Origin of the sequence: Bifidobacterium pullorum subsp. gallinarum (genome assembly GCF_000741215.1) — a bacterium.
Classification (GTDB): Bacteria; Actinomycetota; Actinomycetes; order Actinomycetales; family Bifidobacteriaceae; genus Bifidobacterium; species Bifidobacterium pullorum_B.
The window spans coordinates 360,415-378,411 of the sequence record NZ_JGYX01000001.1; the positions used below are offsets into that span (position 1 = coordinate 360,415).

The following is a 17,997-nucleotide window of genomic DNA, read 5'->3' on the forward strand; positions in this document are numbered from 1 at the left end:
CGTTGCGCCGCCGCCCTTTCGGCCTGCGATGGCCCGGCCTACGGGACAGCGGCTGTTGTTACTCCTTGACGGCGCCGGCGGCGAGGCCGGACTGCCAGTACTTCTGCAGCAGGAGGAACGCGATGACCAGGGGGATGATCGTGATCAGCGAGCCGGTGATCACGAGGTTCTGGATCGCGGTGCCGCCCGCGGTGTTGGCCTGGTCCTTCCACTGGTTCAGACCGATCGTCAGCGGGTACCAGTCCGCGTCCTTGAGCATGATCAACGGCAGGAAGTAGTTGTTCCACGTCGCCACGATCGTGAACAGGCTCGTGGTCACGATGCCCGGCGCCAGCAGGGGCAGGCTGACCTGGAAGAACGTGCGGAACTCGCCCGCACCGTCCACGCGCGCGGCCTCCAGCAGCTCGGTCGGGACGGCCTGCTCGCTGAAGATCCACATCAGGTACAGGCCGAACGGGCTGATCAGGCTCGGGATGATCATCGACCAGGGCGTGTTCGTCAGGCCCAGCTGGGCGAACAGGAGGAACTGCGGGACCGCCAGCGCGGTGCCCGGCACGCTGATCGAGCCGATGATGACGGCGAACACGGCCTTGCGGCCCGGGAAGCGGAACTTGGCCAGCGCGTAGCCGCCCATGATCGCCAGCAGGGTCGCGCCGCCCGCGCCCACGACCACGTACAGGATCGTGTTCAGGAACCAGCGGCCGAAGATCCCGTCCTGGTAGGTGAACACCGTCACGATGTTGTCCCACAGGTTGAACTCGCCGCCGAACCACAGGCCGAACGTGCTGGTGAAGTCCGCCTGGGACTTGGTCGCGTTGATCAGCAGGTACACGAACGGGAACAGGCAGTAGATCGCGAAGATCGAGCACAGGATCGTCATCAGCGTGCTGCGCCGCGGGTTGGCCACGTTCGCGAACCCGGACTTCGCGGCCCGCCTGCGCTCCGCGGCCTCGTCGCGCGCGACCCGCCTCTGCCGTTCCCTCTCCGCCTTCCTGGCGGCCTTCTCCTGGGCCTTGAGCTCCTGCATGGCCAGACGATGATTGGTTGCGCTCGTCATTTCATCTGCTCCTTCATGCTGTTGAGCTGCACCGCGTACGCGATCGCCATCGTGATCACGGCCATCACGATCGCCATGGCCGCCGCGTAATTGCTCTGGTTACCGCTGAAGCTCAGGTTGTACGCGTACATGTTCGGCGTGTAGTACGTCGTGATCGCGTTGCCCGGCACCATGTTCTGCAGGATGTTCGGCTCGTTGAACAGCTGGAACGAGCCGATGATCGAGAAGATCACCGTGATCGCCAACGAACCCTTCAATTCCGGGATCTTGATGCTCTTGACGATCTGCCACTCCGACGCCCCATCGATCGACGCCGCCTCATACAGGCTGTGCGGGATCGTGGACAGCGAGCTGTAGAAGATCAGCATGTTGTAGCCCACGAACTCCCACGTCACGATGTTCCCGATGCTCGCGAGCAGCACATCCGGGCTCAGCACGTCGATATTCGTGCCCAACAGGTCGTTCAGGGAGCCCACCAGGCCGTACTTCGACCCGTACATGAACCCCCAGATCATCGTCGAGACCACCGCGGGCACACCATACGGCAAAAACGTCGAGATACGGAAGAACTTCGCCCCGTGCAGCTTCATCGAATCGATGCACAGGGCCATCACCGCCGACAGGAACAGCATGATCGGCACCTGCACCACCGTGAACAACGCCACCCGGCCGCACGACGCCCAGAACTGATCATCCCCGAACAGACGGATGTAATTGTCGATCCCGACGAACACCGTGCCGCCCACCATACGCTTCTCGAAGAACGAGATATAGATCGCATAGAAGATCGGGATGATGAACACCAACACGAACACCACCGCGAACGGCCACATGAACTTCCAACCACGCCAATCAGGCTTATGCTTATTCACCCGCACCGCCGAACCTGACGCAACGGCTTGGGTACCAAGGTTCCCTGCCATACCGAATCCTTCCACTTCATTGTGTACTGATCATTCAGATGAGTCATACGGGACCGCGGACAACGGCGTCCCACACGGCCATGGGTATATCGTATACCCACTCTCCGGCGCGGAAACGAGTCCGCGGTCCCGATGACTCACATGCGTTACTTCAACGTAACCGTGTAACCCTGCTGCTCGCCGTACTCGGCCAGGGCCTCGCCGTAATCCTGGAGCGCGTCCTCCAGCCTGACCTTACCCATGTACGCCGGGCCGGTGTAGTCCGGGTAGATCGTGGTCGCGTACTGGGTGTACGGCAGGTACTGGAACTGGGTGATGTCCTGGTTCGCGGCCTCGACCAGCACCTGGTTGATCTTCTGATCGCCGAAGTATTCGTCGTCCGCGTTGATGAACTCATCACTGTTCAGGATCGACTTCAGGGACGGGAACTGGCCGCCCTCGTCGGTGAGCACCTGCGCGCCCTCGCCGTGCGTGGCGAACTCCACGAAGGCCCACGCCAGGGTGGTGTCCTTGGCCTGCGCGGTGATCGTGAACGAGGAGCCGCCGTCCTCGGAACCGTTCTCGCCGCCGTCGGTCCACTTCGGCAGCGGGGCGACGCGCCAATTGCCGGACTGCTCCGGGGCGCTGGACTTCAGGTTGGTGGCCATCCAGGCGCCGATGGTCAGCGAGGCGAGCGTGCCGTCGTTCAGGCTGCGGTTCCAGTCATCCGACCACGCATTGATGCGGACGTTGATCAGGTCCTCATCGATCAGCTTCTGCGTAAAGTCGATATAGCGCTGCATGCCCTCGCTCTTGGTCATGTCGATGGTCAGATTCTCGCCGTCGACCGTCCACATGTGGCCGCCGGCCTGCCAGGCCTGTGCGGTGAACGGCTGGAAGCCCGCGTTGTTGGTGATGTAGTAGTCCTCGCCCAGCTCACGGATCTTCTTGGCCGCCTCGTAATACTCGTCCCACGTGGTCGGGGCTTCGGTCACGCCGGCCTTGTCGAACACGGCCTTGTTGTAGTACAGCACCTCGGGCGCGGAATCCAGCGGCATGCCGTATGCTTTGCCGTTGACCTGCAGCTTGCCCCACGGACCGGCCACGAAGTCGTCGGCGTAGTCCTGGGCACCGAACTGGTCAAGCTCGATGATGCCCTCCTGGACCGCGAACTGGCTGACCATGGCATCCTCCAGCATGCATACGTCCGGAGCGCCCTTGCCGGCGGCGATCGCGTTGGTCAGCTTCATCGCGGCATCCGACGCATTGCTCTGGGCGGCATACTCCACGGTCACGCCCGGATTGGCCTCTTCGAACGCCTCGGCCAGTTCCTTCATGCCGTTGCCCCAGCCCCAGACGGACAGTTCGCCGCTGAGTTCTCCATCGGCCGACTGCGCGGGCTTGTCGTCACCGCCGCACGCTGCCATCGCCAGCACCGTCATCGCGGCGGTTCCGGCGGCGAGCACCTTCAGCCCGAAAGATGACTTCCTCATCGATGTTCTCCTTCCTGCGTCGCTATTCAACTCTAAACAGCAACCTTTGGTTTTCAATTGGTACAGCTGTGTACCTATTGCCATAGTACACCGGTATACCACGATGTCAAATCAAAGGGGCGCCCCCACCCTCCGTCGCACCCAACCCATCGCCTCCGCGCCCTCAGATCAACGGTCGAACAGGCGCCCCTGTAGAAAACCTGGTGGAAAACCACCCGCCTACGCACGCTAATCAACAGTTGAACAAGTGGCCCTGTAGAAAAACTGGCGGAGAGCCACCCACCCGCGCACACAAGTCAACAGTTGAATAGATGGCCCTGTAGAAAACCTGGCGGAAAACGTGGCTTTTGCGCCAAGAAATCAACAGTTGAACGGGTGCCGCGGCAGGAGCCCCTTCAGGAAGGGACCCGCAAAGGCCACACATATCATCCATCGACCGGTATCCGGCCGGCCAGACCAACGGCGAACCGGACACGGGCACCCGGGCGAGACACAATCACCCGCGGGCGAGACACGGCCCCGGAGCAAGACACGGCCAACAACGGCTGGAACACGGCCACCCGGCCAAAGCACAACCGACGGCGGCCGGGACACGGCTGTTTGTGTTCAATGTTTTTTCAGTGGTGGGGGGTGGTGACGTTTTGTTGGACTCCGGTGTCCTTGTCCTTCGATTATGCCATGAGTCCGAGCTCACGTCTTCGTTTGGCGATGCTGGTGCCGAACGTGAGTTTGATACGCTCGTCCCGGTACCAGGTCATGTACCCGTCCAGCCGTTCGATGAACTCGTTTCTGCTCACGCCGGCGAAGTCCCGCCCATGGAAGAACTCTTGCTTGAGCCGGCCGAAGAAACCCTCCGCGGCCGCGTTGTCCGGGCCGCGGCCTTTCGCGCCCGTCGACCGGGTGAGCTTGTTCTCTTTGCAGATGCGGATCCATTCGGGCCACCGGTAGTGGCAGCCGCGGTCCGAGTGGATGACGGGACGCTCCCCGTCCCCGAGCGTGGCGCACGCGTCCATCAGCATCCGGTTGGCCAGCTCCGAGTTCGGACTGGTGCCGATCGTCCAGGCCACCGGCATCCCGTCGAACGCGGTCGATCACCGGACTGAGGCAGGCCTTGCCCGCGGGGATGGAGAACTCCGTCAGGTCCGTGACCCACAATCGGTTCGGTCCCTCAGCATGGAAGTCCCGGTTGACGAGGTTGTCCGGCGCCTTGGCCGACTCGCCCTTATACGAGCTGTAGCGCCTGGAGCTCCTGGACAGCGGTTTCAACCCGTTCGCCGTCATCAGCCGCATGACGCGCTTCGCCGACACGACAATACCCATGCTTCTCAGCCCGAGCCACACCCGTCGGTACCCATAGCGGCACAGGCTGTTCTCGAACACGTCGCGCACCAGGGGGAGCAGCCCCTCGTCCCTGTCCGGCCTGTTCATCGCGTCCGACTGGCGGTAGTACGTGCTGCGCGCCAGGCCGACCCGGGCGAGCAGCCGACCCACGGGACGCCGTGCCCGGCACCGACGGTTCTGACGAGGATCGCCTTCTCCCTATTAGTCAGGTTGTCCGGGTCTGCGCCCCGCTCTTATGCCCGCCAGCTCCACCGCCCCCTTGAGGATCGCCAGCTCGATCTCGACCTCCCGTTTCTCCCGGCGCAACCGCTCCAACTCCGCGCGCGCCCGATCACATTCCGCGGCCAATTCCTCCAGACCCGACGCGTCGCAATCATGCGTCGAAACCATATCGCACTCACCTCCGGGCGCATCCTCGCGCCCTTTCACCTCGCCTGGCCTCACTGGAACGTCCTCCGGCACCGGCTCGGACAACAGCTGACGCTACCCGGTTTCTCACGACCGACGCCTCCACGCCCACCTCGGCCGCGATCTCACGTGATGTCACGCCACCGGCGACCAAGCGCGCCGCCGCCATGCGCTTGACCTTGTCCGCCACCGGGCCGCGTCCGGTCACGCGCTCCCCGGGCGCCAGCCCGACCGGTCCACGCCGCCAGCACCTCATGGCTGGGATACCCCAGCTGGCGCATCGTCCGACTCAACCGTCTGCCATGCGTCAGGTAATGCTCCACCGCGGCGTGTCTCTGCTCGTCCGTGTACCTCGAATAACGCTCGCCTCGTCCCGAGGGGATTCCCGTGCGCCGTTCCTCCAGCCAATCCCGGTACCATATGCGCAACGCCCCGCGACTGGGATACCCCAGCTCCCGGATCACATCCGCCGCGCTGTGCCCGTACCGCTCGTACAACCCCACGGCACGTTCACGCTGCTCTCGCGAATACCTCGCCATAATGACGGCTCCTCCCGATAACGTCCGGTTTGTTGCGCACTTTGGTTGAGCTTTGAAAGGAGACATGGTCCGTCGCCGGGGTACGATTTCAGTCGCCAAACAATCAATCGCAGTTGGAAAGAGGCGACGGAACCATGCCGAATCAGATTCTACAGGTCGACGAGAACATGCTGGAGACCAGACTCGACCGATTGGTCAGCGAGAAGGTCGAACAGCTCCTGAACGCGATGCTTGACGCGGAGGCCGACGAGATCACGGGCGCGGCCCGCTATGAGCGCAGCGGGGATCGGAGGGCCTACAGGGCGGGCCATTACGAGCGGAACCTGACGGTGAAGGCCGGGACCATGACCCTGAGGGTCCCCAAGCTCAAGGGGGCGTTGTTCGAGTCGGCGGTGATCGACCGTTACCGGCGTCGGGAGGAGAGCGTCGAGGAGGCTTTGATCGACATGTATCTGGCGGGAGTGAGCACGCGGCAGGTGGACGACATCAGCCGGCTTTTGTGGGGAGAGCGGATGCCCTCGCAGACCCTGAGCGACAAGCTCAAGAAGGTGTACGAGGACATCGACCGGTGGCGCAACAGGCCCCTGACGGAGCGTTCGTACCCGTATCTGTTCGTGGACGGCGTGTGGCATAAGCGCACCTGGGGCGGGAGCGTGGAGAACGTGAGCGTGCTCGTCGCGGTCGGCGTGGACGATACCGGCCACCGGGAGGTCGTCGGCGTCGCGGAGGGCATGAAGGAGGACAAGGGCAGCTGGGAGCAGTTCATCAGGTCGCTGATCGAACGCGGCCTGAAGGGCGTGCGCCTGGTGGTCGGCGACCGGTGCGCGGGATTGGTGTCCACCGTGAACGCGATGCTGCCGGATGCGCGCTACCAGCGGTGCATGGTCCACTTCATGCGCAACGTGCTCAGCAGGGTCAGCCACAAGCACACGGCGTGGGCGGCGTCCGCGCTCAAGGCCGTGTTCGCCATGGAAACACGGCAGGCCGCCCTGGGGAAGGCCGGACAGGTCGCCGCCGAAATGGAATCCCGCGGCCTGAGGGCCGCCGCCTCCTGTCTCAGGGAGGGCGTCGGCGAGGCCACGACCTATCTGCTCGACGAATTCCCGGTCGAGCATCGGCGGCGGATCCGCACGAACAACATGATCGAACGACTGAACCGCGAGATCCGCAGGAGGACGCGTGTGGTCGGCAGCTTCCCGGACGGCAGGAGCGCGCTCATGCTCATATGCGCCAGGATCCGCTACGTCACCGCCAACCAATGGTCCACGCGACGCTACCTGGACATGTCCCGGCTCGACGGCATCATGCAATCAACCGACTGAAACCGACCCCCGACGACCGGCCCACGGCTTTTGCGCAAGACATCGGGCACAACCCTCCTCCCCGCCCAAGGAGTCCAACATTTCGTCACCACCTCGCACTGCGGACACAAACTTGCCAAAACACACATACGCACGCAGACGGCTCTGTATCTGTGGCGACAAGCGGATTTCGCCAGCGCGCACAGCAAGTGGGACTTGCCCGCCTCGGTCGTTTCCTGGAACACGACGTTGAGTCTCCGGTCGAGGCAGCCTCCAGTGTCCAGGGACGCGATTCGGCCCCGGTCGAGGCCACGTTTCTCGACAAGGTCGATGGCGCAAATCGGCCTGGGAGGTACCGCAGGCCCGCGCGCTGCAAGCATCCACACGTTATCGCCAATCAATAGAGCACACGCCGCTACCCGACCATGTCCCGGCTCAACGGCATCATGCAATCACCGGCTGAAACACCGATCCCCGACGATTGGCCCGCAGCTTTTACACAAGACATCAGGCACAACCTTCGGGAGACGGTGCCTGATAGATGTGTCCACCACTAGTCGCCATTGCCTCACAGCCAAACGCCATCTTGTTGTCCGCGCATCGTGGCGTTCTGTCTTCAATCATCGTGCACAATATCATCTGGGTGAATACCGTTGCCGACCGACAATATAAACGGTATCCACTCACAATAGCCATTGGACGTTATCAAATACTTAGAGAATATCTACCAAGTCCATTATCGGATTAGCGACGTATTCACTCCAACTCATTTTATAAACTTCTTTACAACAATAATTTCTTAATACTTCACGAAATACTCTGAGAAAATGTTGATGTATTTCCATAGGCTGCGTTCTCTCATATGCATATCGCAACACCAAGAAATAATTTGAAACTTTTTTAAGCAATGAAGAAAAAACATCTTCCTCCGATTGAAAGATACCATTTACTCTATCTCTAATAGCAGTCGAGGATCCAACGTCAACCTTGGCGTATTTATTCCAAAGAACATAAAGTTCGTGACCGTGAATTTTATTTAACAGGCAACCTTTATTTACTAATAACATCTTGATAAATATTTCACACGCAAGACATGAATTTGTCATATCGGCCAGAAAATGCGAAGCCGTTCTTACCTTGATATGATTAGGTTCTCGTTCACATGCTTCCGCACAATCCACAAAAGCGCAAGCGTGCCTAAACATATATGCCACATTGGGTTGACTTCTCTTATTCTCCATTACTGTTATCCTCCTAATTTTAAGAAGGTCTTGCTTGAAGTCCTACGCCAGAGCGATTGCCCCACCGTCGGGAGTAGTCCTAGTCAGCTGGTTACAAGGTGCCACCGAACTGGGACATTTCTAGAAAGCGTCGCGTTCTCCATTTGTTGACGGCAACGCAGTGAATACCGACATAGACGAGCATGAACGAATTCTGACCGCTCGGAATACCACGACAGCTTATACTCTCCAGCAGATCTCCCAACCCGGACGTCTGTCACACGAATCCGTCGTCCGCGCCAATAACGCCAAATCATTTGGAACAGCTACCTACAAAGCGACGTTCTGCCAACGGTGCAGAACAGATAAAAACAGCCTGCTTATAAGAAGCTCATGATGTCACATGATAAGGGGCTGCGGACGTTTTCTTGGAGATAGTCATGCAGCCATTCCTTGGCTTTGACGATATTGTACCGGACTCATCCAGTCCAGCGACTGTTTGATGCGCTCGTGGTTGTACCAGTGGATGTACTCGTCGATCAGGACAAGCACCTCGTCGCGGGTGCGTTTCTCCCAATGCTCGGGGTAGACGGACTCCGTCTTCATGCGACCGAAGAATCCCTCCGCGTGTTTTTAGTCAAGTTGGTGTTTCGGTTTGGGGGTGGTGACGTTTTGTTGGACTCCGGTGTCCTTGTTCTTTGATTATGCCATGAGTCCGAGCTCGCGTCTTCGTTTGGCGATGCTGGTGCCGAAGGCGAGCTTGATCCGCTCGTCCCGATACCAGCGCATGTACCCGTCCAACTGTTCGACGAACCCTTCGATGGTGACGCCCGTGAAGCTCCGGCCGTGGAAGAACTCCTGCTTGAGATGCCCGAAGAACCCTTCCGCGGCCGCGTTGTCCGGACTGCAGCCCTTCGCGCTCATCGACCGGGTCAACCCGTTCTCCCTGCAGATGCTGATCCACCCGGGCCACCGGTAGTGGCAACCGCGGTCGGAGTGGATGACCGGACGCTCCCCGTCCCCGAGCGTGGCGCACGCGTCGCGGAGCATCCGGTTGGCCAGCTCGGCGTTCGGGCTCGTGCCGATCGTCCAGGCCACCGGCATCCCGTCGTAGCAGTCGATCACCGGGCTGAGGTAGACCTTGCCCGCGGGGATGGAGAACTCCGTCAGGTCCGTGACCCACAGCCGGTTCGGTTCCTCGGCATGGAAAACGCGATTGACGAGGTTGTCCGGCGCCTTGGTCAGCTCGCCCTTGTACGAGCTGTAGCGCCGGGCCCGCTTGAGCAAGGGGACGAGCCCGTGCCGCGTCATCAGCCGCATGACCCTTTTGGCGGACACGACGATCCCGGCGTTTCTCAGTTCGAGCCACACCCGCCGGTAGCCGTAGCGGCGCAGGCTGTTCTCGAACACGTCGCGCACCAGGGCGAGCAGCCCCTCGTCCCTGTCCGGCCTGTTCATCGCGTTCAACTGATGGTAGTACGTGCTGCGCGCCAGACCGACCCGGGCGAGCAGACGCCCCGCGGGGATGCCATGTCCGGCACTGACGGCCTTGACGAGGATCGTCTTCTCCCTATTGGTCAGGTTGTCCGGGTCTGCGCCCCGCTCTTTTCCCACCAGATCCAACGCCCCCTTGAGGATCGCCAGCTCGATCTCCGCCTCCCGTTTCTCCCGGCGGATCCGCTCGACCTCCGCGCGCACACGGTCGCGCTCCGCGACCAGCCCGTCCAGATCCGACGCGTCGGGATCCGCCGCGCCATCATTCCTCTTCCCCGGCTTGTCTGGTGTCACTGGATCGTCCTCCGGTACCGGCTCGTGCAGCAGTTGACGCTTCCAGTTTCTCACGACCGACGCCTCCACGCCCACCTCGGCCGCGACCTGCCGCGACGTCACACCGCCCGCGACCAGCCGCGCCACCGCCATACGCCTGACCTCGTCCGCCACCGGGCCGCGCTTGACCGCGCGCTCCCCGGGCGCCAGCTCGTCGATCCACGCCGCCAGCACCTCACGGCTGGGATACCCCATTTGGCGTATGGTCCTGCTCAGACGCCTGCCATGTGTCAGGTAATGCTCCACCGCCGCGCGCCTCTGACCATCCGTGTACCTCGAATAATGCTCGCCACGACTGGAGGGGATCCCCGTGCGCCGTTCCTCCAGCCAGTCGCGATGCCACATGCGCAACGCCTCCTTGCTGGGATACCCCAGCTCCCGGATCACGTCCGCCGCGCTGTGCTCGTACCGCTCGTACAACTCCGCCGCGCGCCTGCGCTGCTCCCTCGAATACCTCGCCATGATGACGACTCCTCCCCGCTCAAGGAGTCCAACATTTCGTCACCACCCCGTTTTCGTCAGGTATTTTTTTCGGTTTGGGGGTGGTGACGTTTTGTTGGACTCCGGTGTCCTTGTTCTTTGATTATGCCATGAGTCCAAGCTCGCGTCTTCGTTTTGCGATGCTGGTGCCGAAGGCGAGCTTGATCCGCTCGTCCCGATACCAGCGCATGTACCCGTCCAACTGTTCGACGAACCCTTCGATGGTGACGCCCGTGAAGCTCCGGCCGTGGAAGAACTCCTGCTTGAGATGCCCGAAGAACCCTTCCGCGGCCGCGTTGTCCGGACTGCAGCCCTTCGCACTCATCGACCGGGTCAACCCGTTCTCCCTGCAGATGCTGATCCACCCGGGCCACCGGTAGTGGCAACCGCGGTCGGAGTGGATGACCGGACGCTCCCCGTCCCCGAGCGTGGCGCACGCGTCGCGGAGCATCCGGTTGGCCAGCTCGGCGTTCGGGCTCGTGCCGATCGTCCAGGCCACCGGCATCCCGTCGTAGCAGTCGATCACCGGGCTGAGGTAGACCTTGCCCGCGGGGATGGAGAACTCCGTCAGGTCCGTGACCCACAGCCGGTTCGGCCCCTCGGCATGGAAAACGCGATTGACGAGGTTGTCCGGCGCCTTGGTCAGCTCGCCCTTGTACGAGCTGTAGCGCCGGGCCCGCTTGAGCAAGGGGACGAGCCCGTGCCGCGTCATCAGCCGCATGACCCTTTTGGCGGACACGACGATCCCGGCGTTTCTCAGTTCGAGCCACACCCGCCGGTAGCCGTAGCGGCGCAGGCTGTTCTCGAACACGTCGCGCACCAGGGCGAGCAGCCCCTCGTCCCTGTCCGGCCTGTTCATCGCGTTCAACTGATGGTAGTACGTGCTGCGCGCCAGACCGACCCGGGCGAGCAGACGCCCCGCGGGGATGCCATGTCCGGCACTGACGGCCTTGACGAGGATCGTCTTCTCCCTATTGGTCAGGTTGTCCGGGTCTGCGCCCCGCTCTTTTCCCACCAGATCCAACGCCCCCTTGAGGATCGCCAGCTCGATCTCCGCCTCCCGTTTCTCCCTGCGCAGCCGCTCGACCTCCGCGCGTACACGATCACGCTCCGCGACCAGCCCCTCCAGGTCCGGCACGTCATGATCCGGACGGGCCGCGCCATCATTCCTCTTCCCCGGCTTGTCTGGTGTCACTGGATCGCCCTCCGATACCGGTTCTCGCAGCAGTTGACGCTTCCAGTTTCTCACGACCGACGCCTCCACGCCCACCTCGGCCGCGACCTGCCGCGACGTCACACCGCCCGCGACCAGCCGCGCCACCGCCATACGCCTGACCTCGTCCGCCACCGGGCCGCGCTTGACCGCGCGCTCCCCGGGCGCCAGCTCGTCAATCCACGCCGCCAGCACCTCACGGCTGGGATACCCCATTTGGCGTATGGTCCTGCTCAGACGCCTGCCATGTGTCAGGTAATGCTCCACCGCCGCGCGCCTCTGACCATCCGTGTACCTCGAATAATGCTCGCCACGACTGGAGGGGATCCCCGTGCGCCGTTCCTCCAGCCAGTCGCGATGCCACATGCGCAACGCCCCCTTGCTGGGATACCCCAGCTCCCGGATCACGTCCGCCGCGCTGTGCTCGTACCGCTCGTACAACTCCGCCGCGCGCCTGCGCTGTTCCTTCGAATACCTCGCCATGATGACGACTCCTCCCGCTCAAGGAGTCCAACATTCCGTCACCACCTCGTTTTGGGCGTGGGTGTGCCGGCCGGGTGTGTTTTATTGGTTTTGGGGTTTGCCGAACATGAGGGCCTGGCTGATGCGGTGGCTTTGTCCGGTGAACTCGATGAGTCGTCCGTGGTGGACGATGCGGTCGATGATCGAGGCGGCGAGTTTGTCGTCGGCGAAGATCGTGCCCCATTTGCTGAACTCGATGTTCGTGGCGGAGGATGATGCTCCTTCTCTCGTAGCTGCCGGCGATGACCTGGTAGAGCAGTCTGGCGCCGTCGACGTCGAAGGGCACGTAGCCGAACCCGTGCCGGGATGATCAGATCGGCCTTGGCGATGTCCTTGAGCATGGTCTCGAGGGTTCCCTCGCGCTTGGCGCGGCCCAGCTGAAGGACGAGCTCGGCGGTGGGCAGGAAGCGTACGTTCATGCCCCGGTCGATCGCGCTCATGCCCAGCGCGGTGGCCAGGTGGGTCTTGCCGCGTCCGGTCTTCCCGTAGAACACGAGGTCCTGGGCCCTGCCGACGAAGCCCCTGGGAGAGCAGCTCGTCCCGGGCGTACCCGTCGGGCAGCTTCACGTTCGTGAAGACCGTGGCCGTCCAGCGTCTTGGGGACGGGGAACCGGGCGCGGCGCAGGAGCCTGGCGCGCTTCGAGGTCTCGCGGTTGTCCAGTTCCGTGCGCAGCAGCCTGTCGACGGCCTGGAGCTGCCTGGGCGTGGCCCATGCCAGCAGGTCGTCGATGGTGGCTTGGGAGATGAACAGGGCGCGGGCCCTCGCCCGCAGCCGGTCGATGTCCGTGCGCTCCTCGTTCCTCTGGCTCATGCGTTGTCCTTCCTCCCGGCGAACGCCAGGTCGTATTCGGTCAGGTCGACGGGCTCGTCGTAGGCGACGGGCTCGGTCCCGGCGGCGTGTCGGGCCGCGGCCAGGCATACGCCGGCGCGGTCGATGCCGCCGGTGGTCTCGAGGATCTCGGCCATCGCGGCCACCGCGTTCGCCCATCCGCTCTCGCGTTCGGCCTGCCTGAGCGTGCGCAGCCCCTCGGCGAGGACCGCGCGCTCCTGCCCGTCGAGCCATTCGCGCAGCGGGTCGGGAAGCGCCTCTCGGACCTGGCTGTTGGGCCAGGCCCCGGGCCTGTCGCCACGGCAGCCCGATCTGCAGGGACGGGTCGTCGCTGCTGGTGGGGTTGTCGCCGTAGGCGCGCGGATGCGTCGTGATGCGGGCCCCGGAGGCATCGAGCAGCTCGACCTCGAACGCGCGCAGCCCGACGACCGGCTCGCGCCCCGCATGCTCGGGGCCGGCCGCGTACCGGTGTCTGCTCTCGACGGTGACGATCCCGTACTTGTCGGCCTTCATGCGTTTCCACGTGACCACGTCGAAGCGTGTCTCCGGCAGCGCCAGCAGTGCTTTGCGGTCCCCGCGCGGACAGGTCCGTCTCGCGCCCGCCCTTGCGGTAGTGGTCCTTGTCGCCCAGCGCGAGGCACCGTTCGAGCAGCCTGGCGTTGAACGTCGGCATGCCCCCGCACGCTCGGCACCGGCACGAACAGCTTGCGGCGCACCGCGCCGACCCGGGACTCCACGCCGCCCTTCTCGTGGCCCGCGTACGTGTTGCAGAACACGTATTCGAACCCGTAATGCGCCTGGAACGACTGGAACAGGCGCGTCAGCCTCACCCGTTCGAACATCCTGCGTCCCACGCCCGCGGCGTTATCGAACACGATCCGCGGCGGCACGCCGCCCAGCCACTCGAAGATGTCGCGAAGCGCCTGGCACGCGCACTCAGCGTTCTCCCCGGGCATAAGCTGGCTCGGGCCGACGTTCGAATACGGGAAATCCAGCACGAAATGACGCATGCGCGACACCTCGCCCCGGAACCTGACGTCGACCTCGCCGAAATCGGCCTGCGCCTCGCCCGGATGCCACACCAGGTCGAGGTAGCCGGCCTCGCGCTCCGCGGCGAACTCGCGCCGCAGCTGCGCGACCTTCCTCGTCACGGTCGACAGCGACACCTCCGCCCCGTACTCGTCACGCAGACGCTCCCATATCCGGGTCGCGGTATGCCGCTGCTTGCGCCACGTGCAGCGATCCTCCGCGAGCCACTGCCCGAATCACCGGCACGTAACGGTCGATGACCGACTCCGCGTGTTTCCGCTTGACCGGCGGCCTGGGTGACAGGTCCCCTGTCTTCAGGTACTTGCGCACCGTCGGCTCGCTGACGTTCTCGCTGCGCGCTATCGACGCGATCGACTCGCCGTTCATCCTGCGACGGCGAATAGACTGGACTTTGGGCATGCTGATCATAGCCTTTCCGGACCTCCTTGACGGAAAACGAAGCACCATCAAGATAAGGCCCACGGGTGGTCGGCATGCCTTTTGCCTAAACCCGAAAAAACTACATGACTAAAACGGGGTGGTGACGAAATGTTGGACTCCTTGAGCGGGGAGGAGTCGTCATCATGGCGAGGTATTCGAGGGAGCAGCGCAGGCGCGCGGCGGAGTTGTACGAGCGGTACGAGCACAGCGCGGCGGACGTGATCCGGGAGCTGGGGTATCCCAGCAAGGAGGCGTTGCGCATGTGGCATCGCGACTGGCTGGAGGAACGGCGCACGGGGATCCCCTCCAGTCGTGGCGAGCATTATTCGAGGTACACGGATGGTCAGAGGCGCGCGGCGGTGGAGCATTACCTGACACATGGCAGGCGTCTGAGCAGGACCATACGCCAAATGGGGTATCCCAGCCGTGAGGTGCTGGCGGCGTGGATCGACGAGCTGGCGCCCGGGGAGCGCGCGGTCAAGCGCGGCCCGGTGGCGGACGAGGTCAGGCGTATGGCGGTGGCGCGGCTGGTCGCGGGCGGTGTGACGTCGCGGCAGGTCGCGGCCGAGGTGGGCGTGGAGGCGTCGGTCGTGAGAAACTGGAAGCGTCAACTGCTGCACGAGCCGGTACCGGAGGACGATCCAGTGACACCAGACAAGCCGGGGAAGAGGAATGATGGCGCGGCGGATCCCGACGCGTCGGATCTGGACGGGCTGATTGCCGAGCGCGACCGTGTGCGCGCCGAGCTGGAGCGGATCCGCCGGGAGAAACGGGAGGCGGAGATCGAGCTGGCGATCCTCAAGGGGGCGTTGGAATTGGTGGGAAAAGAGCGGGGCGCAGACCCGGACAACCTGACCAATAGGGAGAAGACGATCCTCGTCAAGGCCGTCAGTGCCGGACATGGCATCCCCGCGGGGCGTCTGCTCGCCCGGGTCGGTCTGGCGCGCAGCACCTACTACCATCAGTTGAACGCGATGAACAGGCCGGACAGGGACGAGGGGCTGCTCGCCCTGGTGCGCGACGTGTTCGAGAACAGCCTGCGCCGCTACGGCTACCGGCGGGTGTGGCTCGAACTGAGAAACGCCGGGATCGTCGTGTCCGCCAAAAGGGTCATGCGGCTGATGACGCGGCACGGGCTCGTCCCCTTGCTCAAGCGGGCCCGGCGCTACAGCTCGTACAAGGGCGAGCTGACCAAGGCGCCGGACAACCTCGTCAATCGCGTTTTCCATGCCGAGGAACCGAACCGGCTGTGGGTCACGGACCTGACGGAGTTCTCCATCCCCGCGGGCAAGGCCTGCCTCAGCCCGGTGATCGACCGCGTTCGACGGGATGCCGGTGGCCTGGACGATCGGCACGAGCCCGAACGCCGAGCTGGCCAACCGGATGCTCCGCGACGCGTGCGCCACGCTCGGGGACGGGGAGCGTCCGGTCATCCACTCCGACCGCGGTTGCCACTACCGGTGGCCCGGGTGGATCAGCATCTGCAGGGAGAACGGGTTGACCAGGTCGATGAGCGCGAAGGGCTGCTCCCCGGACAACGCGGCCGCGGAAGGGTTCTTCGGGCATCTCAAGCAGGAGTTCTTCCACGGCCGGAGCTTCACGGGCGTCACCATCGAAGGGTTCGTCGAACAGTTGGACGGGTACATGCGCTGGTATCGGGACGAGCGGATCAAGCTCGCCTTCGGCACCAGCATCGCCAAACGAAGACGTGAGCTCGGACTCATGGCATAATCAAAGAACAAGGACACCGGAGTCCAACAAAACGTCACCACCCCCAAACCTCAACAAACAATTGAACAAAAACACGTCGCCCCCGTCATCCGGCACGGGGATGCTCCCAACGTCTCCGTTCGGCATGAGTCCGAGGATTCCTTTCCGTTCGTATGCGTCGGCTCACTTCCACACGCTCGTCACCGAACATCCGACGTCTCTGGCGACGGCGGCGTAACGTTCGCCCGCGGCGACGCGTCTGACGCCCCCTGCCCTGACGTCAATCGTATACGAGAACTGGCATCTCCGCCCATGTCGGGGATCGAAGGCTATCCAGTTCGTCAGGCATCCCTCCGATGGATAGCCTAACCTGGCAATCACCTTTTTCAGGGTCATGCCTTCCTGGAAATACAAGTCGACGGATTTCTGTCCTTGCTCCCTGCCGAACACAGCGGACTCCAATCCGAACGCTCACACGTCCAACATTTCATCCGCAGCCCCATGCTTATGCGTAAACCGGTATAAAAAACTGATTCACTACCATGGATGGTGAAAGGCACCGCATGCCTTTCCAAGGCATTGTTCATTGCTGAAAATACAACATCGAAAGAAGAAGGTCATATGAACGTTCATCCATATTCCCGCTCATTCCTGGTGTCCTTTCTGGCTTTGATCTGCATGGCCGCGATGATTTTCGCCGCCCCAGTGACAGGTCAGGCCATCGCCTCCGATTCCGGAGGGCAAATCGAGATGTATCGCCTGTACAACCCCAATTCCGGTGAACACTTCTATACCGGCGACGGCAATGAACGCGAATCCCTGCGCCGCACCGGATGGCGTTACGAAGGAGTCGGCTGGGTCGCCCCGGCGTATTCCTCAACGCCCGTGTATCGTCTGTACAACCCGAACGCCGGTGATCACCATTACACCACCAACGCCACGGAACGAGACAACCTTGTCGCTCACGGCTGGAGAAACGAGAACATCGGCTGGTATTCGTCCGACGACAATCGGAGCTATCCCGTATACCGTCAGTACAATCCGAACGCCGTTGCCGGAGCGCATAATTTCACTCTGAACGGGAACGAGGAATCGATGCTGGTTGCCGCCGGATGGCGAGCCGAAGGCTTGGCGTGGTACGCAGTCGGCCCGGGATACGGCGTTCCCCAGCCCGTTCCGACGCCCGGTACCGGTTCAGGCAGCGGAGGAGCCACCGACAGCGGTGTGTACTACGAAAACTGCACCGCCGTGAGAGCGGCTGGCAAGGCCCCGCTTTATCAAGGACAGCCGGGATACCGCCCTGGACTGGACCGTGACGGGGACGGCGTAGCCTGCGAATAATACTCCGACACGACGATGCTTCGGGAACGGCTCGGATTGTCGTAGATGCAAAGAACGACGAATCCGGACCGTTCACCGTATCCCCTCCGGAACCGAATACGGTGCCATAGGCTATGCTGAACCTAATCGGTTGCGTGGGTGAGGGGAGTGTGAATGATGTGCATATGGACGACCATACGTTACCGGGTACTTGCCATAGCGACAGCAGCGATTTTCATCTTTGTCCCGGCATCGTCCACGCCCGTCGCCGCCGTCGAGGAGCGGCAACCGTTGGAATCCACGTCCGTCGTCGCCACGCACGATAACACCGTCTCCTCCGTGTCGTTCACGGAATCTGAGACAGC

At 62.8% G+C, this 17,997-nt stretch carries 15 protein-coding genes and 4 pseudogenes; 4 read left to right on the forward strand and 15 right to left on the reverse strand.

Annotated features, from left to right (window positions below; translation table 11 throughout):
- Positions 1-58: 58 nt before the first annotated feature.
- From BIGA_RS01645 to BIGA_RS09800, 7 genes and pseudogenes are all read right to left on the reverse strand, one after another.
- Positions 59-1,057, reverse strand: a complete 999-nt coding sequence (locus BIGA_RS01645; RefSeq protein WP_034259537.1) for a carbohydrate ABC transporter permease — start codon at positions 1,055-1,057, stop codon at positions 59-61.
- Positions 1,054-1,980 (reverse strand): carbohydrate ABC transporter permease, encoded by a 927-nt coding sequence (locus tag BIGA_RS01650; protein ID WP_034259540.1) that lies wholly within the window; start codon positions 1,978-1,980, stop codon positions 1,054-1,056. Before BIGA_RS01650 ends, BIGA_RS01645 begins: the two co-directional genes overlap by 4 nt.
- A 146-nt stretch (positions 1,981-2,126) precedes the next feature.
- Positions 2,127-3,452: an ABC transporter substrate-binding protein gene (locus BIGA_RS01655; protein WP_033507966.1), complete on the reverse strand. Its 1,326-nt coding sequence runs from the start codon at positions 3,450-3,452 to the stop codon at positions 2,127-2,129.
- A gap of 671 nt (positions 3,453-4,123) precedes the next feature.
- A complete protein-coding gene (locus BIGA_RS09660) occupies positions 4,124-4,519 on the reverse strand; it encodes an IS3 family transposase (protein WP_193345847.1) in 396 nt (131 codons plus the stop codon).
- A gap of 241 nt (positions 4,520-4,760) precedes the next feature.
- Positions 4,761-4,880: pseudogene (locus BIGA_RS09665) on the reverse strand (hypothetical protein); the annotation flags it as partial.
- Positions 4,881-4,994: 114 nt separating this feature from the next.
- Positions 4,995-5,183, reverse strand: coding sequence for a hypothetical protein (locus BIGA_RS09670; RefSeq protein ID WP_034259543.1), 189 nt, complete (start codon positions 5,181-5,183; stop codon positions 4,995-4,997).
- A 143-nt stretch (positions 5,184-5,326) separates the two neighbouring features.
- On the reverse strand, positions 5,327-5,740 hold the full coding sequence (locus BIGA_RS09800; protein WP_051916994.1) for a transposase: 414 nt from the start codon (positions 5,738-5,740) through the stop codon (positions 5,327-5,329).
- A gap of 134 nt (positions 5,741-5,874) precedes the next feature.
- Between BIGA_RS09800 and BIGA_RS01675 the strand changes: the two genes are divergently transcribed.
- Entirely contained in the window at positions 5,875-7,062 is a 1,188-nt protein-coding gene (locus BIGA_RS01675; RefSeq protein WP_034259546.1) for an IS256 family transposase, read from the forward strand.
- Here the strand turns inward: BIGA_RS01675 and BIGA_RS09165 are convergent.
- The 8 genes and pseudogenes from BIGA_RS09165 to istA form a co-directional block, all read right to left on the reverse strand.
- Entirely contained in the window at positions 7,014-7,421 is a 408-nt protein-coding gene (locus BIGA_RS09165) for an ATP-binding protein (RefSeq protein ID WP_081929325.1), read from the reverse strand. The genes BIGA_RS01675 and BIGA_RS09165 overlap by 49 nt on opposite strands.
- 333 nt (positions 7,422-7,754) lie before the next feature.
- Positions 7,755-8,282: a hypothetical protein gene (locus BIGA_RS09430; protein ID WP_152596063.1), complete on the reverse strand. Its 528-nt coding sequence runs from the start codon at positions 8,280-8,282 to the stop codon at positions 7,755-7,757.
- 417 nt (positions 8,283-8,699) lie between these two features.
- Complete coding sequence (locus tag BIGA_RS09805) at positions 8,700-8,867, reverse strand: IS3 family transposase (protein ID WP_394295733.1); 168 nt, start codon at positions 8,865-8,867, stop codon at positions 8,700-8,702.
- 96 nt (positions 8,868-8,963) lie between these two features.
- Entirely contained in the window at positions 8,964-10,550 is a 1,587-nt protein-coding gene (locus tag BIGA_RS01685; protein ID WP_034259549.1) for an IS3 family transposase, read from the reverse strand.
- 121 nt (positions 10,551-10,671) lie between these two features.
- Positions 10,672-12,264 (reverse strand): IS3 family transposase, encoded by a 1,593-nt coding sequence (locus tag BIGA_RS01690; protein ID WP_034259552.1) that lies wholly within the window; start codon positions 12,262-12,264, stop codon positions 10,672-10,674.
- An 81-nt stretch (positions 12,265-12,345) separates the two neighbouring features.
- On the reverse strand, positions 12,346-12,501 hold the full coding sequence (locus BIGA_RS09990; RefSeq protein WP_272944568.1) for an ATP-binding protein: 156 nt from the start codon (positions 12,499-12,501) through the stop codon (positions 12,346-12,348).
- Positions 12,502-12,638: 137 nt separating this feature from the next.
- Positions 12,639-12,797 (reverse strand): annotated as a pseudogene (locus BIGA_RS09995) (ATP-binding protein); the annotation flags it as partial.
- A gap of 313 nt (positions 12,798-13,110) precedes the next feature.
- Positions 13,111-14,581, reverse strand: a pseudogene (gene istA / locus BIGA_RS10080) (IS21 family transposase).
- 533 nt (positions 14,582-15,114) lie between these two features.
- Here istA and BIGA_RS09820 point away from each other — a divergent pair.
- The 3 genes and pseudogenes from BIGA_RS09820 to BIGA_RS09830 form a co-directional block, all read left to right on the forward strand.
- A pseudogene (locus tag BIGA_RS09820) lies at positions 15,115-15,873 on the forward strand (IS3 family transposase); the annotation flags it as partial.
- A gap of 238 nt (positions 15,874-16,111) precedes the next feature.
- Complete coding sequence (locus tag BIGA_RS10085) at positions 16,112-16,333, forward strand: IS3 family transposase (RefSeq protein WP_081963544.1); 222 nt, start codon at positions 16,112-16,114, stop codon at positions 16,331-16,333.
- A gap of 600 nt (positions 16,334-16,933) precedes the next feature.
- On the forward strand, positions 16,934-17,653 hold the full coding sequence (locus tag BIGA_RS09830; protein ID WP_394295738.1) for an excalibur calcium-binding domain-containing protein: 720 nt from the start codon (positions 16,934-16,936) through the stop codon (positions 17,651-17,653).
- Positions 17,654-17,997: the final 344 nt, after the last annotated feature.